The sequence below is a fragment of the Mesorhizobium sp. M0016 genome, from assembly GCF_040324035.1.
GTDB lineage: Bacteria > Pseudomonadota > Alphaproteobacteria > Rhizobiales > Rhizobiaceae > Mesorhizobium.
This window is the reverse complement of record NZ_JAMYVM010000027.1, coordinates 29,983-52,729: the sequence shown is the minus strand read 5'-3', so window position 1 is coordinate 52,729 and position 22,747 is coordinate 29,983. Positions and strand designations below refer to the sequence as shown.

Annotated in this window: 27 protein-coding genes; 13 read left to right on the top strand and 14 right to left on the bottom strand. The window is 62.9% G+C overall.

Features of this window, described 5'->3' with window-relative positions:
• Window positions 1–52 precede the first annotated feature (52 nt).
• Together NKJ88_RS28055 and NKJ88_RS28050 are read right to left on the bottom strand one after the other, a co-directional pair.
• Window positions 53–679 carry a LysE family translocator gene (locus tag NKJ88_RS28055; protein WP_023702202.1) on the bottom strand — a complete coding sequence of 209 codons (627 nt, stop codon included), beginning with the start codon at window positions 677–679 and terminating at the stop codon, window positions 53–55.
• A complete protein-coding gene (locus NKJ88_RS28050) occupies window positions 676–2,823 on the bottom strand; it encodes a S9 family peptidase (protein ID WP_352446350.1) in 2,148 nt (715 codons plus the stop codon). Before NKJ88_RS28050 ends, NKJ88_RS28055 begins: the two co-directional genes overlap by 4 nt.
• A gap of 114 nt (window positions 2,824–2,937) precedes the next feature.
• Here NKJ88_RS28050 and NKJ88_RS28045 point away from each other — a divergent pair, with 114 nt between their 5' ends.
• Entirely contained in the window at window positions 2,938–3,312 is a 375-nt protein-coding gene (locus NKJ88_RS28045; RefSeq protein ID WP_352446359.1) for an SH3 domain-containing protein, read from the top strand.
• A gap of 412 nt (window positions 3,313–3,724) precedes the next feature.
• Window positions 3,725–4,150, top strand: coding sequence for a Ros/MucR family transcriptional regulator (locus NKJ88_RS28040; protein WP_023673680.1), 426 nt, complete (start codon window positions 3,725–3,727; stop codon window positions 4,148–4,150).
• A gap of 126 nt (window positions 4,151–4,276) precedes the next feature.
• Here the strand turns inward: NKJ88_RS28040 and NKJ88_RS28035 are convergent, their stop codons facing one another.
• Both NKJ88_RS28035 and NKJ88_RS28030 read right to left on the bottom strand, forming a co-directional pair.
• Window positions 4,277–4,705, bottom strand: coding sequence for a SufE family protein (locus tag NKJ88_RS28035; protein WP_023673679.1), 429 nt, complete (start codon window positions 4,703–4,705; stop codon window positions 4,277–4,279).
• A gap of 116 nt (window positions 4,706–4,821) precedes the next feature.
• The gene (locus tag NKJ88_RS28030) at window positions 4,822–5,190 is read right to left on the bottom strand and encodes a DUF5330 domain-containing protein (protein ID WP_023684546.1); all 369 of its coding nucleotides are present in this window, start codon (window positions 5,188–5,190) and stop codon (window positions 4,822–4,824) included.
• Between the two features lie 532 nt (window positions 5,191–5,722).
• Here NKJ88_RS28030 and NKJ88_RS28025 point away from each other — a divergent pair.
• The 3 genes from NKJ88_RS28025 (at window position 5,723) to NKJ88_RS28015 (ending at window position 8,652) form a co-directional block, all read left to right on the top strand.
• Window positions 5,723–7,468 (top strand): sensor histidine kinase, encoded by a 1,746-nt coding sequence (locus NKJ88_RS28025; RefSeq protein WP_023709816.1) that lies wholly within the window; start codon window positions 5,723–5,725, stop codon window positions 7,466–7,468.
• Entirely contained in the window at window positions 7,443–8,231 is a 789-nt protein-coding gene (locus tag NKJ88_RS28020) for a peptidoglycan-binding domain-containing protein (RefSeq protein WP_023826777.1), read from the top strand. The genes NKJ88_RS28025 and NKJ88_RS28020 overlap by 26 nt, the downstream gene beginning before the upstream one ends.
• Window positions 8,232–8,304: 73 nt before the next feature.
• Window positions 8,305–8,652 carry a DUF1491 family protein gene (locus NKJ88_RS28015; protein ID WP_023670160.1) on the top strand — a complete coding sequence of 116 codons (348 nt, stop codon included), beginning with the start codon at window positions 8,305–8,307 and terminating at the stop codon, window positions 8,650–8,652.
• Here NKJ88_RS28015 and NKJ88_RS28010 read toward each other — a convergent pair.
• From NKJ88_RS28010 to NKJ88_RS27995, 4 genes are all read right to left on the bottom strand, one after another.
• Complete coding sequence (locus tag NKJ88_RS28010) at window positions 8,639–9,646, bottom strand: DUF2336 domain-containing protein (protein ID WP_023702198.1); 1,008 nt, start codon at window positions 9,644–9,646, stop codon at window positions 8,639–8,641. The genes NKJ88_RS28015 and NKJ88_RS28010 overlap by 14 nt on opposite strands.
• Window positions 9,647–10,042: 396 nt before the next feature.
• Complete coding sequence (locus tag NKJ88_RS28005) at window positions 10,043–10,591, bottom strand: DUF1254 domain-containing protein (RefSeq protein WP_023735535.1); 549 nt, start codon at window positions 10,589–10,591, stop codon at window positions 10,043–10,045.
• Window positions 10,584–11,168, bottom strand: coding sequence for a DUF1214 domain-containing protein (locus tag NKJ88_RS28000; protein ID WP_023670163.1), 585 nt, complete (start codon window positions 11,166–11,168; stop codon window positions 10,584–10,586). The genes NKJ88_RS28005 and NKJ88_RS28000 overlap by 8 nt, the downstream gene beginning before the upstream one ends.
• A gap of 73 nt (window positions 11,169–11,241) precedes the next feature.
• Window positions 11,242–13,401: a transglycosylase domain-containing protein gene (locus NKJ88_RS27995; RefSeq protein ID WP_023687235.1), complete on the bottom strand. Its 2,160-nt coding sequence runs from the start codon at window positions 13,399–13,401 to the stop codon at window positions 11,242–11,244.
• A gap of 127 nt (window positions 13,402–13,528) precedes the next feature.
• Here NKJ88_RS27995 and NKJ88_RS27990 point away from each other — a divergent pair, with 127 nt between their 5' ends.
• The gene (locus NKJ88_RS27990) at window positions 13,529–13,828 is read left to right on the top strand and encodes a glycine cleavage T C-terminal barrel domain-containing protein (RefSeq protein ID WP_023824203.1); all 300 of its coding nucleotides are present in this window, start codon (window positions 13,529–13,531) and stop codon (window positions 13,826–13,828) included.
• Complete coding sequence (locus NKJ88_RS27985) at window positions 13,818–15,371, top strand: trimethylamine methyltransferase family protein (RefSeq protein WP_352446349.1); 1,554 nt, start codon at window positions 13,818–13,820, stop codon at window positions 15,369–15,371. Before NKJ88_RS27990 ends, NKJ88_RS27985 begins: the two co-directional genes overlap by 11 nt.
• Window positions 15,372–15,383: 12 nt before the next feature.
• Here NKJ88_RS27985 and NKJ88_RS27980 read toward each other — a convergent pair whose 3' ends face one another.
• The 3 genes from NKJ88_RS27980 to NKJ88_RS27970 all read right to left on the bottom strand — a co-directional run bounded on the left by NKJ88_RS27980 (window position 15,384) and on the right by NKJ88_RS27970 (window position 17,740).
• Window positions 15,384–15,548, bottom strand: coding sequence for a hypothetical protein (locus NKJ88_RS27980; RefSeq protein WP_023698576.1), 165 nt, complete (start codon window positions 15,546–15,548; stop codon window positions 15,384–15,386).
• Between the two features lie 136 nt (window positions 15,549–15,684).
• Window positions 15,685–17,313, bottom strand: coding sequence for a chaperonin GroEL (groL, locus tag NKJ88_RS27975; RefSeq protein WP_023684537.1), 1,629 nt, complete (start codon window positions 17,311–17,313; stop codon window positions 15,685–15,687).
• 64 nt (window positions 17,314–17,377) lie between these two features.
• Window positions 17,378–17,740 carry a co-chaperone GroES gene (locus NKJ88_RS27970; RefSeq protein WP_023727642.1) on the bottom strand — a complete coding sequence of 121 codons (363 nt, stop codon included), beginning with the start codon at window positions 17,738–17,740 and terminating at the stop codon, window positions 17,378–17,380.
• A gap of 247 nt (window positions 17,741–17,987) precedes the next feature.
• Between NKJ88_RS27970 and NKJ88_RS27965 the strand changes: the two genes are divergently transcribed.
• Together NKJ88_RS27965 and NKJ88_RS27960 are read left to right on the top strand one after the other, a co-directional pair.
• Complete coding sequence (locus NKJ88_RS27965; RefSeq protein ID WP_023670169.1) at window positions 17,988–18,251, top strand: hypothetical protein; 264 nt, start codon at window positions 17,988–17,990, stop codon at window positions 18,249–18,251.
• Entirely contained in the window at window positions 18,248–18,514 is a 267-nt protein-coding gene (locus NKJ88_RS27960) for a DUF1488 family protein (protein ID WP_023727641.1), read from the top strand. Before NKJ88_RS27965 ends, NKJ88_RS27960 begins: the two co-directional genes overlap by 4 nt.
• Before the next feature lie 43 nt (window positions 18,515–18,557).
• On the opposite strand, the gene NKJ88_RS27955 is transcribed toward NKJ88_RS27960, so the two are convergent.
• Window positions 18,558–18,725: a hypothetical protein gene (locus NKJ88_RS27955; protein ID WP_245261983.1), complete on the bottom strand. Its 168-nt coding sequence runs from the start codon at window positions 18,723–18,725 to the stop codon at window positions 18,558–18,560.
• Window positions 18,726–18,756: 31 nt separating this feature from the next.
• Entirely contained in the window at window positions 18,757–18,966 is a 210-nt protein-coding gene (locus tag NKJ88_RS27950) for a hypothetical protein (RefSeq protein ID WP_023727640.1), read from the bottom strand.
• 217 nt (window positions 18,967–19,183) lie between these two features.
• On the opposite strand from NKJ88_RS27950, the gene NKJ88_RS27945 reads away from it, so the two are divergent.
• Entirely contained in the window at window positions 19,184–19,591 is a 408-nt protein-coding gene (locus tag NKJ88_RS27945) for a DUF3168 domain-containing protein (protein ID WP_023670173.1), read from the top strand.
• 6 nt (window positions 19,592–19,597) lie between these two features.
• Here the strand turns inward: NKJ88_RS27945 and NKJ88_RS27940 are convergent, their stop codons facing one another.
• Window positions 19,598–19,984: an ester cyclase gene (locus tag NKJ88_RS27940; protein ID WP_023684533.1), complete on the bottom strand. Its 387-nt coding sequence runs from the start codon at window positions 19,982–19,984 to the stop codon at window positions 19,598–19,600.
• A 280-nt stretch (window positions 19,985–20,264) separates the two neighbouring features.
• Between NKJ88_RS27940 and NKJ88_RS27935 the strand changes: the two genes are divergently transcribed.
• From NKJ88_RS27935 to NKJ88_RS27925, 3 genes are all read left to right on the top strand, one after another.
• Window positions 20,265–20,525, top strand: coding sequence for a hypothetical protein (locus tag NKJ88_RS27935; RefSeq protein ID WP_023670174.1), 261 nt, complete (start codon window positions 20,265–20,267; stop codon window positions 20,523–20,525).
• Window positions 20,526–20,606: 81 nt separating this feature from the next.
• Window positions 20,607–21,272: a response regulator transcription factor gene (locus tag NKJ88_RS27930; RefSeq protein ID WP_023670175.1), complete on the top strand. Its 666-nt coding sequence runs from the start codon at window positions 20,607–20,609 to the stop codon at window positions 21,270–21,272.
• Window positions 21,256–22,674, top strand: coding sequence for an ATP-binding protein (locus NKJ88_RS27925; protein ID WP_023670176.1), 1,419 nt, complete (start codon window positions 21,256–21,258; stop codon window positions 22,672–22,674). The genes NKJ88_RS27930 and NKJ88_RS27925 overlap by 17 nt, the downstream gene beginning before the upstream one ends.
• Window positions 22,675–22,747 lie beyond the last annotated feature (73 nt).

The window sequence follows — 22,747 nt, the reverse complement described above, 5'->3', positions numbered from 1 at the left end:
TTCAAAAAGTGACGACCGGCGCGCCTCGACGGGCGCGCCTTTCGCATCGACATCAGCGCTGCTGCAAGGCCAGACGGACGCCTAACGCGCAGTAGATGCCGCCAACCACCTTGCCTTGCCATTTCACCACCGACGGATTGCGGCGCAGGAACGTGCCCAGCCGGCCCGCACTCACGGCAAAGACGACTGTGCTGAAAAGGCCGAGCAGAACAAAGATTATGCCCAGCGTCATCAGCTGGAGCATCACCGATCCGTTTTCAGGCCGCACGAACTGGGGCAGGAAGGCGAGGAAGAAAAGCGCCGTCTTTGGGTTAAGCACTTCGGTCAGGACAGCTTGACGAAACGCCTTGCTGGCGGAGATCGCGAGTGCGCCGGCAGTAGGGTCGGCCGGTATTCTCTCGATGATTGCGCGGATGCCGAGGTAAACGAGATACGCCGCGCCGATATATTTTACGACGCTGAACAGCGTTGCCGAAGTGGCGATGATCGCCGAAATGCCGACCATCGCCATGATGGTATGGAACACATCGCCAGCCGCGACGCCCGCGCCCGTCGCGACGCCGACCCTGGTTCCGGAACTCGTCGCTCGCGTGACCGTCAAAAGCGTGGCTGGGCCTGGAATAAACACAAAGCCAAGCACAACCGCTATGTAAGCCGTCAAGGTGGATAGATCGATCATTGCGACGCCTCCGTTGCATTCTCAGCCTTGCCCGTAACCTCGGGTTCGGGCTTGGCCGTAACCTTGAGCGCGAAGGAGTAGGTATAGGCGATCTCCTCCAGCCTTGAAAAGCGGCCGGAGGCGCCGGCATGGCCGGAATCCATGTTGATCTTGAACAGCACCGGATTGTCGCCGCTCTTGCGCTCGCGCAGCCGCGCCACCCATTTGGCCGGCTCCCAATAGGTGACGCGCGGATCGGTGAGGCCGGCCAGCGCCAGTATCGGCGGGTAGTCGTGATCGGCGACATTGTCATAGGGTGAGTAGGCGGCGATCGTTTGGTAATCTTCCGCCGACGCGATCGGGTTGCCCCATTCCGGCCACTCCGGTGGCGTCAGCGGCAAGCTTGCGTCGAGCATCGTGGTCAGCACGTCGACAAAGGGAACCTCGGCAACGATGGCGCCGAAACTATGCGGCGCCATGTTGGCGATCGCACCCATCAGCATGCCGCCGGCCGAGCCGCCTTGCGCGACGATGCGGTCGTGTTGGGTGTAACGCTCGGCGACGAGATGCTGCGCGACGGCGATGAAATCGGTGAACGTGTTCATCTTGTGCGCCCGCTTGCCGTCGTCATACCAGCCATAGCCCTTGTCCTTGCCGCCGCGGACATGGGCGATGGCAAAGACAAAGCCACGGTCGACCAGCGAGAACCAGTTGGTGTTGAACGCCGCCGGAATGGCAATGCCGTAAGAGCCGTAGCCGTAAAGCAGGCACGGTGCGGAGCCATCGAGCGGCGTGTCGCGGTGGTGCAGCAGCGAGACCGGCACCAGTTCGCCATCGGCGGCCGGCGCCATCAGCCGGCGCGTGACATAATGATCCGGATTGTGACCGGACGGCACTTCCTGGGTCTTCAGCAGCACACGCTCGCGGCTGCGCATATTGTAGTCGAAGACCTGCGCCGGGGTCGTCATCGACGAATAGGTGAAGCGCATGATCTCGGTGTCGTATTCATAGGACCCCGACAGGCCGAGCGAGAACGCCTCTTCGTCGAACGAGATCAGATGCTCCTCGCCGCTGCGGCGATCGCGAACGACGATGCGCGGCAGCCCTTCCTTGCGCTCGAGCCTGACCATATGATCCCTGAAGCCGACCACCGACAGGATCAGCCGGCCTGGCTCGTGCGCCACCAGCTCTTCCCAATTGGCGCGAACCGGGTCATTAGCCGGCGCCGTCATGATCTTGAAGTCCTTGGCGCCGTCGGCATTGGTGAGGACGAAGAAGATGTCGCCGCCTTCTTCCAGATCATATTGCAGGCCAGTCTCGCGCTTTGCCACCAGCTTTGGCTCGGCGAAAGGCTCATCGGCGCGCATCAGGTGATATTCCGAGGTTTCGTGATCGTTGATCCCGATCATGATCCATTCGTTGGAGCGCGTGCCGCCGACATCCATGAAGAAGCCGGGATCGGTTTCCTCATAAATCAGCCGGTCATTAAGGGGGCTGCCGCCGAGCGCGTGGAACAGCACCTTGGACGGGCGATGATTGTCGTCGAGCCTTGTGTAGAAGAAGCCGTCATCGGCGGCATTCCAGACGCCGCCACCACTGGTGGCCTCGATCTGTTCGCTCAGTTCCTTGCCGCTGGTGAGATCGCGCACGCGAAGTGTGAAGAATTCAGAGCCCTTGTCGTCGAACGCCCACAACAGCTTGCGGTGATCGGCCGAATGGTCGACGCCGCCGAGGCGGAAATAGGGCTTGCCCTCGGCTTCCGCGTCGCCATCGAGCAGGATCTGCTCATCGCCGCCATCGCGCGGCATGCGGAAATAGCGGGGCTGTTCGCCGCCAAGCTTGAAGGATGAGCCGTAAGCATAGGGGCCATCCTTCATCGGCACCGTCGAATCATCTTCCTTGATCCGCCCCTTCATCTCGCCGAACAGCTGCTTCCGAAGCTCTAGCGTATCGGCCATAAGCACTGCTTGATAGGCGTTTTCGGCTTCGAGATGGGCGCGGATGCGGCCCTCAAGCAGGGAAGGGTCCCTGAACATCGCCTGCCAGTTCTCGGCCCTCAGCCAGGCATAGTCATCTGTGCGGGTAATGCCGTGATGCGTGTCGAAGACGGGGTGTTTCTCGGGGCTCGGCGGGCTGGCGGTCGGAAAAGCTGAGGTCTTGGTCATTGCATCTCACTGAAGAAATTACTTGAATGGCAAATGAACACGCCGATCAGCGCGGGTTCAAGGGCCGGGATGTATTGGTTGCGGCGGGCTCGGGAGATGAGCCAAAAGGAGAGGATGATGAATTTCCATATCAACACCGCTGCGGCTCTCGCCGTCGTCGCTTCGACCGTTATGGCTTTCACCGGCCAGTCTCATGCAACCGCGTTCGCCGCTTGGCAAGTGGCTGGCGTGCCGTTCGGCGACACGCTCAACGTTCGCAAATATCCGTCCGGCACCTCGCAGAAGCAGGCCGCCTATCCCAACGGGACGATCCTGCAGATGACCGGCAAGTGCACCGGCGGCTTGAATCTTCTGGAGATCGCCGGCCAGCCGCACTGGAAACAGAAACAGGCAATTCGCTATCAATGGTGTCAAGTTTGGCACGACCCGGCGCAAAATGGTGGTTTTGTTAGTGGCTGGGTCTATGGAAAATACCTCACGCCGTATTGAATCCGGTCAGACCGAAGATCTTCTTCGGCGGGTTTCGCCAACGCTTTGCAACTTGCGGTTTGGTACGAATCCGACAATCAGCTGCCCAAACCTTGAAGCATAGACCAAGCATCGCTGCCCATTTTATGAGTCCCTGCTGATTTAGCGATGGCGTGACCTTACGTCATGCTAGTCCTGGTCCGACCAGAAAATATCGCGAAGTTACAGAGTGCACGAAAGATTGAAGCTGAAGAGCGACTATTCGATGAATATCGTTGAATATAGCGCAAGATGCGAATTGACTTACTTTGTCTGTGGGCTCATTAAGATGCCCGGACGCGAATCCATGAAGCTCTTCCCGCGTGAAATTCGCGCCATGCCCGATCTTCCAAAAAGGGCGCAAACAGAAACATCCTTCGTTGGGGCCTAAACCATGGATATCGTCGAAACACCTTCCAGAAATAGCGATGCGCTGATCGAGCTGACCGCCGATGTGGTGGCAGCCTATGTCAGCAACAATCCCGTGCCGGTCGGCGAATTGCCGAACCTTATCGCTGATGTCCATGCCGCTCTCGGGCGCGTGGGCGGAGCAAGCGAACAGCCTCCGGCCGACAAGCAGAAGCCTGCGGTAAACCCGAAGCGCTCTGTTCATGACGATTACATCGTCTGCCTTGAAGATGGCAAGAAGTTCAAGTCGCTGAAGCGCCACCTGATGACCCATTACGGTCTGACGCCCGATGAATACCGCGAGAAGTGGAATCTCGACGCCAGCTATCCGATGGTTGCCCCTAACTATGCCGCTGCCCGTTCGCAGCTGGCCAAGAAGATGGGCCTCGGCCGCAAGCGCAAGGGGCGGTAACACCGGCTCCAATGGACAAGATCAACGGCGCCCCTTACGGCGCCGTTTTTGTTTCTAGAACAATTCCAGGAAAACTGCCGAGCGCTTTCCCTTGGAATTGCGTCGAAAGAAGAGAAGATAGAGCAATCAAGCAGTCTGCTTGAGAGCCATCTCGGCGTCCCGCTTGACGCGCTTGACCATCGAGCGCAGGCCATTGGCCCGCTGCGGCGACAGATGTTCGTCGAGGCCAAGCGACCTCAGCGTCGCCTCTGCGTCCGTTTCAAGGATCTGGCTGGCAGTCCGTCCCGAAAACAGCGCCAGCATGATGGCGACCAGACCGCGCACGATATGAGCGTCTGAATCGCCTGTGAAGGTGATGACCGGATCGGCGCCCGGCGCTCGGCTCGTGGTCAGCCAGACCTGGCTGACGCAGCCCGGCACCTTGTTGGCGGCGTTGCGTTCGGCGTCGGGAAATGGCGGCAGCGCTTCGCCGAGCTCGATCACATAGCGATAGCGGTCTTCCCACTCGTCGAGCAGGGAGAAGTCGTCGCGGATCGTCTGGATCGTCGTGGCCATTGCTCGCGATATAGTCATCCGCGGCTGCGGCGTCACGGAAAAAGAAGAAAAGCACCGCAGGCATCGAGAGGTCCGACCGGCCTGCGGTGTCGCTGTAGATACAGCTGAAACGGTGTTTAGTTCTTCGCCACCAGCTTGGCAGGTATGTTGACTGTCGCCGGCAGCACGATGTCCTTGGCGACGCTGCCGGTGGCCAGCGATGTATCGGGCGAGGTCTCGGCGCTCTTGTCGTCCAGCATGGCGGCGGCGATCTTGGCGGTTTCCTTGGCCCGGGCGCTGATCGTATGCATCGCCGACTTGCCGGTTTCGCAGACGTCCGGCTTGCGCTCGCAAATGCCCGCGATGTCGCCGACCGCTTCGCGCGCCGCAAAAAGCGCCTGGAACGGCCCGACGCTCTCGCGGCCATCCTCGTCGGGGCCGACGGTCAGCGGCAGCGCCAGCAACACCAGCGAAAACCAGAACGCCATTCTTATCAAAAAGCCCATCGATCTGCCCTCTCGTCCAATGACCGGATCATGCGTCCATGCGCAATGACCTCTTTATATCAGCGACAATGGCACATGAGGCGCAAAGGACGGCTTTCCTGCTCAGCGAAAATTTTCCTCAAATTTTAGGCAAATTCGAAGCGAGGCGTTTTGCAGTGCATTAGCCTCAAATGCCGGCAATTTTCTTAACCTTGCAGTAACCATCTAAGCGATTGTTGCGCATGGATATCTTCAGAAGAGCAGGCATGCCGGCTCAGGGTTTCGCAGCCACGGGCACGCCCTTTGCACATAACGCTCCGTTTACTATGGCCACAAATGGCGGTGCATTCCGGTGCCGGCGCTCCAATTTTTGCCGCAGCGCGCTCGTTGTTCCGGTCAGCCTTATTCATTCCTTAAACGCTGGATGCGAGTTTCAAACAAGCAAAAGCGACCTGCAAAGCAGGGGCAGTCACGACCGGGTGCGAGTGCGTTGAGTTTGACAACTGCCAGATATATTGAACTGCCTGGCGCGCTGGCGGCCGGTTGCGAACGCATGGTCCATCCGGCCATCATCGGCCAGGGCGATCGCCTGCGCCAGCGCCGGTTCATCGGCATCATGCTTGCCGCTCCGTTCTTCGCCGCCGGTGCGGCGGTGACACTGGTCACCTCGGGCATGGGCGCCGCCGTCACCGTCGCAGCCATTTTCGCCGCCTTCGGTCTTTGCTGGTTCGCCGCCTTGCTGGTGGCGGCGTCAGGCAAGATGGCGCTGGCAGCCCAGGTTGCCCTTGCCGCCGGCGGTCTTGCGCTTGCCGGCGCCGTCGCGGCAGCAGGCGGCCTGGCGTCGCCGGTTGCGCTGCTGGCCCTGGCACTGCCATTCGAGGCCTGGTGGATCGGCGGTTCAAAGCGCGCGGCACTTTGGGGCGGCCTCTCGGCCTTGGCCGCAATGCTGCTGCAGCCCTTTGTCGCCTCTGTCGTCCCGCTCGGCGGGGCGCAAGTCGCGGCGTGGCACTGGCTGCTGCCGCTCGCCTGGGGCCTGACGCTGGTTCCCCGGCTCGCAGCCCTAGGCGATGCCGCACGCGCGCAGCCCGCGCTGCTTCCAAACGACCGCCTTGAAGACATGATCGACGCCGTTGTCCTGCATGTCGCCCGGCATGGCGAGGTCCTGGATGCCTCGGCCAAGGCGCGCACCATCCTGAAGCTGCCGCCGGAACTGCTTTTCGGCGCCGGGCTGTTCGACCGCATCCACCTGTCCGATCGCGTCGCTTATCTCAGCGCGCTTGCCGACATGCGCGATGGCGCCCTGGCGCGCCGGCTCGATCTTCGGGTAAGGCTGCCGCAGGACGGCAGCGCCTCGACGGCCGACAATTACCGGCCATTTCAGCTCGAACTGATGCGCGCCGAAGAGCAGCAGGAGACCTTCACTCTGCTGCTGCGCGAGAACGACGAGACTGCCGAATTGCGCGACGAGCTTGCTGCCGCCAATGAGGCCGCAGCGTCGGCCGAGGTGGCAAAGGGCCGCTTCCTGGCGGTCGTCAGCCATGAGCTTCGGACGCCGCTCAACGCCATCATCGGTTTTTCCGACATGCTGCTGCATGAGATGTTCGGCGGCTTCAAGGACCCGCGCCAGAAGGAGTATGTCAGCCTGGTGAAGGAGTCGGGCCAGCATCTGCTTGCCGTCGTCACCTCCATCCTTGATGTCTCGAGGATCGAGGCCGGCGCCTACGCGACCGAGCCCGAACCGTTCCGATTCATCGAAGCGGTCGAGATGTGCCAGTCGATGATGCAGCTGCAGGCGAATGCCAAGAACATCGATCTCCAGGCGCAGATTGCGCCGGACGCCGGGGAGATCAATGCCGACCGTCGTGCCGTGCAGCAGATCCTGATCAACCTCGTCTCCAATGCGGTCAAGTTCACGCCCGATGGCGGCAATGTCGTCGTCGGCGCCAAGCGGATCGGCTCGCGGCTGCATTTCTGGGTCAGGGACACCGGCATCGGCATCGCCGAGGAAGATTTTGTCAATCTCGGCAAGCCGTTCATGCAGATCCAGAACGACTATACGCGCCGCTTCGAGGGCACCGGGCTCGGCCTGTCGCTGGTCAAGGGCCTGGTGGCGCTGCACGACGGCACGATGTCGATCGAAAGCATGCCGGGCGAGGGGACGACGGTCACGATCAGCCTGCCGGTGAACGGGCCGAAGAGGAGCGCGACCGACAGGAACGGGGTGCTGCCGATGCCCGCGACCAGGACGAAAGGCGACGCGAAAGGGGACAGGAATGGCTCGCTCCGCAAAACAGCCTAAGGCGGTCAAGCGCCGCAGCGGCGCGTTCGAGGCCGGCGCGATTGCGCTGGGCGGCGCGATCTCGCGCAATCCGGTCCTGGTCGGCGGCTCGACCGCCTTCCTGGTGACGCTGTTCTACGTTTCCGCCAACGCGCTGTGGTACCAGCCGTTTCCGCATGCCGGCGCCTTCTTCGCCACCCGCAGCATCGAGGGTTTTCCGCACCCCGGCGCGGACGAACCCGAAACCACCATCAACATCCTGCGGCCCGGCCCGGCTCCGGTCAAAAGCGATCCGACCGTCGAGCAGGTCCAGGGCATCCTGAAGGATCTCGATTTCTACACGGGAACGGTCGACGGCATTTCCGGGCCGAATACCCAAAAGGCGATCCAGGCATACCAGCAGAAAGTTGGCCTGCCGGCCTCCGGTGAGATCGATGCTGTGCTGCTCGACCAGCTCGGCGCCAAGCAGACCACGGCTGGCATCCCGCATCCTGTGCCGAGGCCCGTGGATATGGCCGCTGCTCCCGTCGCCGCGCCCGAGGCCGCGCCTGCGCCCATCCCGGTTTCCGCGCCGGTATCCGCCCAGGCGCCCGATGCCCGCATCGTCAAGATCCAGGCCGGCCTGAAGGCATTCGGCAATGACGACATGCAGCTCGACGGCGTCGTCGGCGCCCGCACCAAGGCGGCGATCAAGGAATTCCAGTCGCTATTCGGCCTGCCGGAAACGGGCGAGCCCGACGAGGTCGTCTACGTCAAGATGCGCGAGATCGGCCTGACCAATTGAGTGGTCAAGACGACCGCTCGCGGATAGACGAAAATCCGGCTAAGACGCCGCGCATGTCCTCCGGAGCCTCGTCATGCGCGTAACCACCGAGTTTTGGGTGTCGGCCCTGCTGCGCCGTGTTTTCGGCGCCGGCGGCTTTGCGGCCGTCGTCAAGCGCGGCGCAACCGAGGCCGGCGCTGTCTTCGTGCTCTCCCGCGGCAGGCTGGGCGACGTCTCCCTGTTCGGCCCGGCGCCGCAGACGAGCTACGATTCGGACAAACCGGATGATCGCTTTTTCACGCTGCTCGGCGCCGGCGACGATGCCGCCGCGCTTGACGCCAGGCTTGAGCGGGAGAAAAAATTCGATCCCGACATCTGGGTGGTCGAGATCGAGGCCGCAACGGTTTCCGTCGAGGAGCTTCTCTCCGTCAAGACGCCTTGAGGCTGGCCGCTAAGCTGGCTTTGTCGTCCGGCGCTTGGTCGCCATTCGCGGCGACAGGGGTGTTGCCGCGCACCGCTCGCGACAATGTTTCGGCCTTCCAGCCGCGCACCTTGTCGAGCGCCGCCTCGTGGTGCAGCAGCCGGTAGCGGTCGAGGAAGATGCGGATCGCCTGCGGGTGCGGAAACTCCCGGGGGTAAACCGCGACCACGATCAGGAATGCCCTGTCCTCGCTGAGGTCGAGCGCCCGCAGCGCGGCCAGCAACGAGACATAGCTCGAATGCTCGGTCAGCGACCGCGCCGTGGAGAAGTCGATGTCGAGCGCGTCGGCAAGCGCGGTCTGAAAGAAGGCGGCGTTGCCGGTCAGCGCCGTCTCGCGCAGCTTGCTGTAAGTTGCTGAGCCGACGAAGGGATTGACCGATGTCGCCTCGCCCTCGGCGAGCATCATCGAGCGCAGGCGGCGCCTGGCGGTTTCGGCGGCGCTGCCGGGCAGTTTTGGTGCGCTGGGAGCGGCGGCAGCGGCTTCGGCACCGTTGCCCGCCACGTCGGCGATCGGCTCGGGCTGCCGCACGCGCACCAGGGTCGGCTTTTCCAGCGCCTTGATCAACTGCGCGATGGCCGGGTTCAAATCCTTGCGGCGGGCAATGGCGCGCGCATGCGGCAGGCCGTGGCGGCCGATCAACGCGATCAGGTCGATGTCGCCCAGCGCCCGCGAACGGACGAGCAAAGGCGCGCAGACATCGACCGGCTCCTCGCAAAGCCGCCGCACCAGGGCGGCCGGCGCATATTCGCATTCGGACAGGGCGGCGGCGACATAGCGGCGCGATTCGTCCGGCACGCTGTCGAACAGCGGCAGCGTCAGATCCTCGAGCTGGGCGATCTCGCGGCGCGACGGGCGGGTCAGCGAGCAGAACGCCGACACGGCGGCGCGAAACAGCCTTTCGGCTTTTCCCGATTCCGTCCGTATGGCGATTTGCCTGAAATCCGAAGCTGACACGGAAGATACGCCCGACACTCGACACAACCCGGACCATGCTCAACCGCAACTGTGTCGGTTTCGCGCTAGGCCTGGAACAAACATCAAATTAGCCGCGATCCGTTAGCGCTCCGTTAACCCTCTGCCGGCCTTAATCACATTTGGAGGCGTTGCGTTGTGCTCCGGGGCAACCGAGAGGAATACGCGAACCATGGGCATGGTACTGTCTTTCGTGCCGCGATCGGCACCAGTCAATCGAGCAGTTCAGGACACCGGTACGCCGGCGGCGGTGATCATTTTTCCCGGCGTCCGCTACGAGCATCCGCCATTGGCGGGCCAGGCGCGACCGGCGGACCAGCCGGGCACACCACGGACGCCTGTTCCGCACCACTGAATTTGCTGGTCGTCGGGGTGAGGTCAGTAGTCCTGCAGTTCGCAGGAGCTCTGGTCCAGGAACTGCGACACAACTGGCTTCCAGCTGTCGTCAGGCACGAAGGCGCGGATGACGAAGATGCCTTCCTCGATCGGCGCCTCGACGAAGATCGCCCCTTGCAGGTCTTCGGGAAGCTCCCTGCGCACGTCGATCATCTGTGCCGGCGTCAGCACCACGGTGTCCAGCTTGTTGCCGGTCGCCGTGCGGTCGTTGAATGAATAGAAATTGTGGCCGTTGCGGTCATAGACCGACACCGACCAGAACGGCACGCTGCCCGGCGCCTTGATCCGCACCACGCCTTCGGCAAGGTCGAAGCGGCAGGCGGCGGCGTAAAACAGCGGATCTACCGACTTCACCACCGGCGCGCCGCCCGCCTCGGCATCCAGCCTGGTCATCTTGTAGAGGTCGGACGCCATCGCCAGCCGTGACCAGGCATCGCGCTCGGTAAATTCCGGCACCAGCAAAAGCACCACGATGTGGACGATGCCGGCGCCGAGCAGGCCGAGCAGGATGGCGTGCAGCAACCTACGCATTGCAGCCAGCCTTGACGATCCGGGGCAGCGACACGTCGGAAAGGCCGGTGCTTGAGGCAATCGGCGTGTCGTAGAAGGTGAGCACGAAGTACATCCGGCCAAAACCTTCGGTCAGAAGCCAGTTGCCGGGGGCCGGACGGTTGCCGACGGCGATGATCACCGAATTGTCGGGCTGACGCAGCACCTGGTAGGATTGCAGCGCCGCCAGCCTCGGCTTGCCGGTGTCGACCACGCCGAGCGATTGATCCGCGGCATAGAGCGTCCAGAACCGGGCGGTCGGGAAACTGCCTTCGATCCTGTAGTCGCATTGCCGCTGAAGCTCATCGCCGGCCGCATCGCGTTCGGCGATGAAGGACAAGCCTTCCGCCTTGCCGAGCGCCAGCACGCCCTCGCGCGCCACGCGCGCCTTCGAATAGGGGTCGGCATCTTGCGTGCCGATCTCGGGGAAGGCGGTCCATTGGCCGATGCTGATCGCGCCGACGCCGCTCTGCGCCTGCAGCGCATACCAGACGCTGCCGCCGCCGAGGCCGATGGCTATGGCAAGCGAAAGCAGCGTGAAAAAGGCGGTCTTGAGCATGAAGAACCGGGACGAGAGAATTATCGTTCGGGGATATAGCGGGGCAGGCCACAGAGCAAGCAGCGCTGTGGAATCAAAGCGCCGACAGGGTCTCCGGTGTCTGCGGCGAGCCGAGCACGGGCGCTGTCTGGAACACCTTGGTCATCTCGCGCAGCGTCTGTGTCGTGCGGCTGGACAGCACCGCCGGGCGCTCGGCCGCGGCATCCGCTGCTGCCTGATCGGCATTTTTCTTCTCCGCTTCCTCGGCCTTGGCCGCGATCTCTTCGTCGACGAAGGGTTTGTCTAGGCCGGGGATCGGCTTCAGGTCGATATTCTGGTGCGCATAGACCATCAGCCGCTGCCACACCATCGCCGGCAGCGTGCCGCCGGTCATGTTGCGGGTCGGGGTGAAGTCGTCATTGCCGAGCCAGACGGCAGCCGTGTAATTGCCGGTGAAGCCGACGAACCAGGCGTCGCGATAGGATTGCGTCGTCCCCGTCTTGCCGGCGACGACGATGTTGGGCAGCTGCGCGCGCCGCGCGGTGCCGATCGCCGGCACGGCAGCCAGCATGGTGTTCATGTATTTCAGCGCCTGTTCCGACAAAACGCGATGCGGCGCCGGCGCATCCTTGGCAAAGTCGTAGACGACGTCGCCGGTGCGGGTGACGAGCTGGGTGATGCCGTGCCTCGAGCCGGCGAAGCCGTTCTGCGCGAACACGCTGTAGCCCGTCGCCTGGTCCATGACCGTCATGCCCGATGTGCCGAGCACCATGGTCTTGTGCGACTCCAGCGGCGATTCCACGCCGAATGATTCGGCCATCGCCTTGATCGGGCCGATGCCGAGATAGTCCTTGGCCAGCCGTACCGGCACGGTGTTGATCGATTTGGCGATCGCCGTGATCAGCGTCACATTGCCGGCCGAGCCGCCATTGTAATTGTGCGGTGACCAGCCGCCCCAGCTGATCGGCCCGCCTGAGACGACGGAGTCCGGGGTGAACCCGTGCTCCATGGCGGTGGCGTAGACGTAAGGTTTGAACGAGGAGCCGGTCTGGCGCAGCGCCTTGGTGGCGCGGTTGAACTGGCTTGCGCCATAGTCGCGGCCGCCGACAATGGCGCGTACCGCGCCATTGGTCTCGATCACTACAACGGCGCCCTCGGTGACGTTGTATTCCTTGCCGAACTGGCGGAGATGGAATTCGACGGATTCCTCCGCCGCTTTCTGGATGTTGGCGTCGAAAGTGGTGTGGGCGACCAGCGAATGCTGGCCGGGCTTGGCGATTTTCTTGACCTCATCGAAGGCCCAGTCGAGGTAATAATCCGGGCTCTTCTGCTCGCCGCGGTCGACGATCTCGGCTGGATGCAGCCTTGCCTGCAGCACCTGGCCTTCGGTCATGAAACCGGAATCGACGAGGTTCGACAGCACCACATTGGCGCGAGCACGGGCGGCGGGCAGGTTGATGTGCGGGGCGTATTTGGTCGGCGCCTTGAACAGGCCGGCCAGCATCGCCGCCTCGGCGAGGTTCAGATCCTTGACGCTCTTGCCGAAATAGAAATCCGCCGCCGCCTCGATGCCGAACGTGCCGCCCCCCATATAGGCGCGGTCGAGATAAAGCTGCAGGATCTCCTTCTTCGACAGATTGGCCTCCAGCCACAGCGACAGGAAGGCTTCCTTGATCTTGCGTTGGAAGGTCCGCTCATTCGACAGGAACAGGTTCTTGGCCAGCTGCTGGGTGATGCTGGAGCCGCCCTGGACGACGGAATTGGCCCGCACATTCTCGAAGATGGCGCGCGACAGGCCGAGCACGTCGATGCCGTAGTGCTCGAAGAAGCGCCGGTCCTCGGTCGCCAGCACTGCTTTGATGACATGGTCCGGCATCTCGTCGACAGGCACGGAATCGCGCTGGATGATGCCGCGCTGGCCAATCTCGTTGCCGTAGCGGTCGAGGAAGGTGACGGCGAAATCGCCCTGACTGCGCCAGTCGCCGGTGGTGATCTGGAAGGCCGGCATCGCGAGTGCGAGCAGCACGACGACGCCGCCGGCGCCCATCGTAAAACCTTCGCTCAGCACCTCGATGATGCCGCGTCGCCAGCCGGTGACTCGGAAGCGCCGCGAAAAAATGGTTGCCGATTCCCAGAACTGGCCGGCCTTGAAGCCGATTTCGTAGAGCGAGGAATCGATCCACGCGTCCACCGCCAGCAGTGCGGCGGCGATCGGACCTCTTCGTCTTGGACGTCGTTCTAAAGGACTGGCCATTCCCGAAACTCACCCAACCCACCTGAGAACCGCAAGCGGGCAATTTCAGGGCGGGCATACCCGGCGAAGACTATTCTTCCATTTCAGCCCGGCTCACAAGGGCAGCCAGGCCACACCGCACGGTTTGTTGAGCGCCGCCCGCATCGTGACGCTGGAGTTCTGCTCCGTCGATGCCGACGCCAGTGGCTTCGAGCCAGACTGGCACAAGGGCCGGCGGGTCGGATTCGTCACCTCAGGCGGCTATGGCTACACAATAGGCAAAAGCGTCGCGCTGGCGTTGCTGGACGACGAATTCGCCGGGGAGGGGACCGCGCTTTGGGTGCACATTGTCGGCGGCGTCGAGCGGCCGGCGCGAATTATTCCGGCTCGCCATACGGCCCGAGGGCAAGGCGATGCGGCAATGAGGAGTTTTGGCCATGGTCGATGACATCATAAGGGAGACCAGGCGCGAGCGCCGGCGCGGGCACACCGGCGTGGCCGGCAGCGGGTCAAGCCGCCACCCGAACTATCGCTCGCTCAAAAACCCGTTCCTGCCGCAGCCGGTGTTTTCGGACGACCAGGTCGCGGCCATCCACGGCACGGCGTTGCGCGTGCTGGAAGAGCTCGGCATCAAGGTGCTGCCGCCGGAGGCACGGGCGATCTACGCCAAAGCCGGTGCGCTGGTAGATGAGGACAGCCAGATGGTGCGCATCGGCCGCGATATCGTCACCGCCGCACTGGCCTCGGCGCCGAAATCCATCCGGGCGCTGGCGGGCAACCGTAGCCGCGATCTCATGCTGGAGCTCGGCTCGATGACGTTCCTCGCCGGGGCCGGGGCGCCCAACGTCACCGATCTCGAACGCGGACGGCGTCCGGGCACGCTCGCCGCTTTCGAAGAACTGACCAAGCTTGTTCAGAATTTCGATGTGCTGCATATGCTCGGCCCCTGGATCGAGCCGCAGGATGTCGACAACCATTTGCGCCACTATGCCGTCAACCGTGCGCAGCTGACCCTGTCGGACAAGTTTCCCTTCGTCTTCGCCCGTGGCACGCCGCAGGTCGAGGACGGGTTCGAGATGATCCGGTTGGCGCGCGGCCTCTCGCAGGACGAGTTCCTTGCCGGCGTCCATTGCTATACCGTCATCAACACCAATTCGCCGCGCCAGCTCGATATCCCGATGGCGCAGGGCATCATCGACTTCGCCAAGGCCGGCCAGGTGTCCATCATCACGCCCTTCTGCCTGGCCGGCGCCATGGCGCCGATCACCGTCGCCGGCGCATTGACGCTGCAGCATGCCGAGGCGCTGGCTGGTCTCGCGCTGGCGCAGATGGTGCGGCCGGGCGCACCGGTGGTTTACGGATCCTTCTCCTCCAATGTCGACATGAAGTCCGGCGCACCGGCCTTCGGCACGCCCGAGCACGTCAAGGCGACGCTGGGCGCCGGCCAGCTGGCGCGCTTCACCGGCCTGCCTTGGCGGTCCGGCGGCGGCAGTGCGGCCAACATTTCCGATGTGCAGGCGGCGCACGAGACGCAGTTCGCGCTGTGGGGCTCGGTGCTTGCCGGCGCCACCGTCTGCATCCATGCCGCGGGCTGGCTGGAGGGTGGCCTCAGCGTCTCCTACGAGAAGCTGATCACCGATATCGAGGCATTGCAGACGGTTGCCGAACTCTGCGCTAGGACCCCCGGCGACGAGGATTCTATCGGCTTCGAGGCGATCGCCGAAGTCCAGCCGGGCGGGCATTTCTTCTCCGCCGGCCACACCATGACGCGCTACCGCACCGCCTTCTACGAGCCGCTGGTCGCCGACTGGTCGAATTTCGGCAGCTGGACGCAGTCCGGTTCGAAGTCGGCCACCGAGCGCGCCACCGGCATCTGGAAGCGGACGCTGGCCGAGTTCCAGCCGCCGGCGTCGGCCGTTGCCACATCCGATGTGCTCGACGAGTTCATTGCCCGCCGCACCGAAGAGGGCGGAGCGTTGCCGATGTCGTGAGGTTGGCAGCCGTCACATCGGCCGCTTGTCGCCGGTCTTCGACGGCTCGCGGCCAATCGGCCCGGCATCGGCCTGCGTGTGCTTGTCGGCGGCGATCCGGCGGATGCGATCGAAGCGGCTCTCCTCCGCCGGCTTGGTCGCGGATACAGCGTTTGGCTTCGGGGCAAATGTGATCATCTGTCGATCTCCCTGTCGTTGCTGACTGGTCTTGACTGACTGACGGAAATTCCTGGCTCGCCGGGGAAATGTCCCCGGCAGCCTGTTCTGATTTATGCCCGCCCAGATTCCCAGGCGGGCAATTTTCGGGCGATGGTCAGTAGCCGCCCATGCCGCCACCGCCGCCCGCAGGCGCCGCATCCTTGGCCGGAACGTCGGTGATCATCGCTTCGGCGGTGATCAGAAGCGCTGCAATCGAGCCGGCATCCTGCAGTGCGGTGCGCACCACTTTCGCCGGATCGACGATGCCCGCCTTGATCATGTCGACATAGACCTCGTTCTGGGCATCAAAGCCCTGATTGTGGTCCTTGCTGTCGGACAGCCTGCCGACGACGATCGAGCCTTCGACACCGGAATTCTCGGCGATCTGGCGGATCGGCGCTTCGAGTGCCCTGAGCACGATCGAAATGCCTGCCGTCACATCGTCATTGGCGCCAGTCAGCCCGGCCAGCGCCGATCTGGCGCGCAGAAGCGCCACGCCACCGCCGGGCACGATGCCTTCTTCCACCGCCGCGCGCGTCGCATTCAGCGCGTCGTCGATGCGGTCCTTCTTTTCCTTCACTTCAGACTCGGTGACGCCGCCGACGCGGATCACGGCGACGCCGCCGGCGAGCTTGGCCAGCCGCTCCTGCAGCTTCTCCTTATCGTAATCGGACGTGGTCTCCTCGATCTGGCCCTTGATCTGCGCGATGCGCGCCTGGATGGTCGCCTTGGTGCCGGCGCCGTCGATGATCGTGGTGGTGTCCTTCTCGATCAGTACGCGCTTGGCGCGGCCAAGCATCTCGATGGTGACGTTTTCGAGCTTGATGCCGAGATCCTCGGAAATCATCTGGCCCGATGTCAGCACGGCGATGTCTTCCAGCATCGCCTTGCGGCGATCGCCGAAGCCCGGCGCCTTGACGGCCGCGACCTTGAGGCCGCCGCGCAGCTTGTTGACGACCAGCGTCGCCAGTGCTTCGCCTTCGACGTCTTCCGAGATGATCAGCAACGGCCTGCCGCTCTGCACCACTGCTTCGAGGATCGGCAGCATCGCCTGCAGATTGCCGAGCTTCTTCTCGTGGATGAGCACGTAAGGCTCTTCCAGTTCGACGCGCATCTTGTCGGCATTGGTGACGAAATAGGGTGAGAGATAGCCGCGGTCGAACTGCATGCCTTCGACGACGTCGAGTTCGGTGTCGGCGGTCTTGGCCTCCTCGACGGTGATGACGCCGTCATTGCCGACCTTGTCCATCGCCTTGGCGATCATGGCGCCGACGCTGGCATCGCCATTGGCGGCGATGGTGCCGACCTGCGCGATCTCGGCCGACGACTTGACCTTCTTGGCCTTCGCCTTGATGTCCTTGACCACGGCGGCGACAGCCTGGTCGATGCCACGCTTGAGGTCCATCGGGTTCATGCCCGCGGCAACCAGCTTGGCGCCTTCGCGCAGGATCGATGCGGCCAGCACCGTGGCGGTGGTGGTGCCGTCACCGGCGAGGTCGTTGGTCTTCGAAGCCACTTCGCGCACCATCTGCGCGCCCATGTTCTCGAACTTGTCAGCAAGCTCGATTTCCTTGGCCACCGTCACACCGTCCTTGGTGATGCGCGGCGCGCCATAGGCCTTGTCGATGATGACGTTGCGGCCCTTGGGGCCGAGCGTGACCTTCACCGCATTGGTGAGGATCTCGACGCCGCGCAGCATGCGGTCGCGCGCGTCGGTGGCGAATTTGATTTCCTTGGCAGACATTTTTTTCAATCCCGTTGGTGTGGTGAAGCAAGCGGCTCGCCGGAGCCTGGCAAAGCCAGGCCGGTCAGGCAGCCTTCTTGGCTTTGACGCTCTTCTCGGTGACGACCGTCCCGCTCTTGCCGATAGCGGCCGTCTCGCTCTTGCCGATGACGCCCATAATGTCGGCTTCCTTCATGATCAGCAGGTCCTCGCCGTCGATCTTGACCTCGGTGCCCGACCATTTGCCGAACAGGATGAAGTCGCCGGCCTTGACGTCGAGCGGAACAAGCGCGCCGTTTTCGTCGCGTGCGCCCGGCCCAACGGCGATGACTTCGCCTTCCTGCGGCTTTTCCTTGGCATTGTCGGGAATGATGATGCCGCCCTTGGATTTGACATCGCCTTCGGCGCGCCGGATGACGACGCGGTCGTGGAGTGGCCGAAACTTCATGAGAACTTCTTTCTGGGGCCGGCATAGGCGACCGCGCCGTTCTTATAGGCGTGTTGGCACTCGATAGATAGGAGTGCCAAAAATTATTCGTGGCCAAAATTAAATATTAAAAAGTATTATGATGTCTGCAGGGTTCGAAACGTCGCGAGGCGCCTAGATATTTCAAAAAATTGAATTTCGAGGCAAAAGTGGCTATTTATATCGTAAGTTCGATTTCACAATTTCAGGCACGAAGGAGATTTAGGCGATGGCCGAAGGCAATCAGAGCATCATGGAAAAAGCTGAAGCCCGCTTCATGGACAAGCAGAAGAAGACGGCCGAGCGCAACAAGGCAACCTCCGACTACATGTCCGAAGCGAGGGCCAGGGAGATCAAGACAGCAAGGCTCAGGGAATTGCGCCTGGCCAAGGAAGAGGCCGACCGCGTCGCGGAAGCCTTGAACCCGACACCGAAGAAGAAGCGGGCGACAGTCAAGAAAGCCGCCGCCGCGCCGAAGGGGGGCACGTCATGAGCCTGACATTCCCCAATCCAAGTCGCTTCTATGACGAGGCCGGCAAGCGCATCCGCTTTGTCGGCCACGACGGCATGTTCCAGATTTCCTTCTCTGTCGCAGCCGATGCCCTCTCGAAGGCGCCATCAGGGACGGCGACCGCGGAAGCCACCTATCTGGCGGCTTTCGACACCGCGTCCAGCTCCATCCATGACGTTGCCAGCAAGGCCTACGCCCGCACCCGCAAGAGCATATATGTGCTCACAGCCGCGGATTTCGGTTAGCGCGCGTTCGTCTTGCAATCAGAGCGGCTGAGATCAGCGTGCGTCAGGACTTGCGGTCGGCTTTTGCCCGCCGCTTGACGTCCCGGCTGTTCAGGCGGTCGGCCATCGCTTCCGCATCCCGCAAATTCATGGCCACCATCACCTGTTGCTTAAGCTCGACAGGCTGGCCGGTGAAGATGTCGAAGATAGTCCAGCTCTCGGGCTCGTCCATGCGCAACGCGTAGCGGTTTGTCATATCGGCATCAGGCCTTTGACATGAAAAATGCCGCCGCCAGGATCAGGATTGTCCAGGCCACCACCGACAGCTTCAAGGCCAGGCCGCCATGCATTGAAAGTATCTCGCGCATGCGCAGGGCCACGGTCCTCTTCGACAGGGCGGGTGCTGCCGCAATCGCGACCGGGGGCTTGACGCCGAGCTTTCCAAAAGCCGGCAGCAGCGGTGGCGTTCGCATGAAATGACCTCGAATTGCCGGAGAAAACAGGGCTCCTCATAACACCCTTCTTGAAACTCCCCGCATGCCAAATAGAACCCGGTCCGTGAAAGGGCCATGCCGCCCGATTCGCCGCCTTCCATCAGGCGGATCGTCATCTGGCGAAATCCGTGCAACGCGGTTAGGTTGCGCGCGAAACTGAGGTTGTTCAAAGCGTGACAGGCGAACGGAGACGACGATGACGGCGCCCGGCGATTTGCTGCAAGCCTTGTTCATGAGATTGAAGAGCGATGCCTCGCTGACGGCGCTGCTCGGCGGCGCCGGGTTGCGCGAGCAGGCGGCCGACAGTGCCGCCTTCCCTTATGTGACCTATGGCAGGACCAGCGCATTCGATCTGGACACCGGCGCCGACAATGATGACGACCAGCTCATCACGCTGCATGTCTGGTCGAAGGCGCAAGGCGAGGCCGAGACGCGTCTGATCATGGACAGCATCCGGGCGCGCCTTGACGGCGCCGCTTTCGCCACCGGCTCGCGCGACCAGACCCGCCTGTCCTTGGAGTTCGCCGAGGCCCGCTACGACGAGGACCTGGCGCTCTACCACGGGGTGCTGCGGATACGCGCCCTCACCGAGCAAAGTGATTGAAGCAACCTAGATTTGCGCCTGGATCTCGGCCTTGTCGATGACTGACCACACCTCGCGGATGCGACCCTCTCCGAATTCGTAGAAAACATTCTCAGCGAACGACACGCGCTTGCCGTTCACCGGCAGGCCGAACAGCACGCCCTTGGGATGACAGTCGAAATGCAGGCGCGCCGCCACGCGCGGCGGCTGGCAGACCAGCAGTTCGATGTTGAAGCGGAGGTCGGGAATCGCCTCGAAATCGCCTTCGAGCATACGGCGATAACCCGACAGGCCGAGCATTTCGCCATTGTGCTGCACCTCGTCGCCGACAAAGTCTCCAAGTTTCGCCCAGTCCTGGGCATTCAGGCAAGCGATATAGCCCCGGTAAAGGTCGGCAAGGTCTTTATCCGTCATGGCGCACTCCGATGATTTGGCGTTTCCCGCGCTATTTAGGGCGGCCCTTCAGAATGGTCTCGCCTTGACCTGTTCCCAATCTGGCTGCGAATTGAGAACCTGCGCGCAAACACCATAGCCGCGCAGCCGGTTTTCCGGTTATGAATCCATTGCCCGGTCTGAGGGACTGGGCGGTAGGATCGCATTCATTCGTTGCGCGCGCAGGGGGTATTGCGGGGATGGATTTTCACCCGTTTACCGTTCATTTCACGTTCAGCACAGTTGCGTTACAACGCCGACCATGAAAACGCTTCGCTCTCATGTCAGAACCGCGATACTGGCGCTCACAGCGGCCGGCCTGTTGGCGTCGCAAGCGACGCCGGCAGCCGCGGCGGATTGCTACGCGATCGGCCAGCAGGTTGCCGAGCAGAATGGCGGCACGCTGGCCAAGGCTTCGCAGACGACGCGTGGCGGCCAGGAGGTCTGCGTCATCGTCGTGCTTGTGCCGGGCAAGGACGGCCAGCGTCCGCGCCGCTCCGAGATCGTCGTCCCGGCGAACTGATCCAATCTTCCCCCTTGCAGGGTCGTTTCCCAGACCACCGGAATCGGCCTATAGCTGACCCATCAACAGGCCTGACCGATCATGCGCGTACTCGTCGTCGAAGATGACAAGGATCTCAACCGGCAACTGGCCGACGCGCTGGTCGATGCCGGCTATGTCGTCGACCGCTCCTATGACGGCGAGGAGGGGCATTTCCTCGGCGACACCGAGCCCTACGATGCCGTCGTGCTCGACATAGGCCTGCCGCAGATGGACGGCATCAGCGTCGTCGAGCGCTGGCGCCGCAACGGCCGCAAGATGCCGGTGCTGATCCTGACAGCGCGCGACCGCTGGAGCGACAAGGTGTCGGGCATCGATGCCGGCGCCGACGACTATGTCACCAAGCCGTTCCACATCGAGGAGGTACTGGCCAGGGTGAGGGCGCTGATCCGCCGCGCCGCCGGCCATGCCTCGTCCGAGCTCACTTGCGGGCCGCTGCGCCTCGACACCAAGGCCTCCAAGGCCGATGTCAACGGCGTGCCGCTGAAGCTGACCTCGCATGAGTTCCGCCTGCTGGCGTATCTGATGCACCATATGGGCGAGGTGGTGTCGCGCACCGAGCTGGTCGAGCATCTCTATGACCAGGATTTCGACCGCGATTCCAACACCATCGAGGTCTTTGTCGGCCGGCTGCGCAAGAAGATGGGCATCGACATGATCGAAACCGTGCGCGGCATGGGCTATCGCATGCGTGAGCCGGAGGCGTAAGGCGGAACCGCTCCCCATACCAGCAAGGAAGCCTTTTTCGGCGCGGCTCTGGCCTCGCTCGCTGGCCTTCCGCGTCATCGGCTTTTCCACGATCTGGGCGATCCTCACCCTGATCGTCATCTTCACTCTGATCACCACGCTCTACCGCCAGGCCAGCGAGCGCGGCTTCGACAGCCTGCTGTCGGCGCATCTGTTCAATTTGATCGGCTCCGTCGGCGTTTCCGAAACCGGCCAGCTCACCGGCGCTCCCGACCTTGGCGACCTGCGCTTCTCGGAGCCGAATTCGGGCTGGTACTGGTCGGTGGAGCCGGCTTCCGAAGGCGTGCACGGCAACCTTCATTCGTCCTCGATGACCACGACGATCCCGTCGCCGACCGTTGCCGAGGTGCCTTTCAATTCCAGTTTCCAGCGCAGCTATTCCACCGACGGCATCGGTGACGAGGAACTGCAAGTGTTCGAAAGCGAATTCGTCCTCGATGCCAAGAACCGCGCCGCGCGCTTCCGCGTGATGGGCAACAAGACCGAGCTCGAGCACGAGATCGCCACCTTCCAGGGCCGCCTGTTGACCTATCTCAGCCTGTTCGGCGTCGGCATGATCGCCATCAATGCGATCGCTATCCTGCTCGGCCTCCAGCCCTTGCGCCGGGTTCGCAACGCGCTTGCCCAGGTGCGCGAAGGCACGGCGCAGCGGCTCGATGGCCGGTTTCCCGCCGAGATCGAGCCGCTCGCCAACGAAACCAATGCGCTGATCGAAAACAACAAGCGCATCGTCGAGCGCTCGCGTACGCAGGTCGGCAACCTTGCCCATTCGCTGAAGACGCCGCTCGCCGTGCTGATCAATGAGGGCCGGGCTCTAGGCGGCGCCAAGGGCCAGCTCATCGCCGACCAGGCGGCGTCGATGCAGAAACAGGTCGACCACTACCTGCAGCGGGCACGGGTCGCGGCGCAGCGCGACAGCGTCGTCTACCGCACGCCGGTGACGCCGCTGGTGCAGCGCATGGTGCGCGTGCTGCAAAAACTCAAGCCTGATGTCAGCCTGTCGCTTACGCTGCCGGCGGCCGACATCGTCTTTGCTGGCGAGCGCGAGGATTTGGAGGAACTGCTCGGCAACCTTCTCGACAATGCGATGAAATGGGCGAAGAGCACTGTTGCCGTATCCGTCACGCCGGCCGCAGCCGGCCTGTTCGAGCTATCGATCGAGGATGACGGTCCCGGCATCCCCGAGGACAAGGCCCGCGATGTCTTGAAACGCGGCCGGCGCCTCGACGAGACAAAGCCGGGAACCGGGCTCGGACTTGCCATCGTTGCCGACCTCGTCAACGAGTATGGCGGGGCGCTGGCGCTGGAACGCTCCACGATGGGCGGGCTGAAGGCGGTTGTGCGCTTGCGGAGCTTGCAATGATGTACTGCCCAGGGCCAATCGACACGGCCGAATGCCTGTGTTATGGCGGCCCCTCGATTGCACAAAAGCCGTT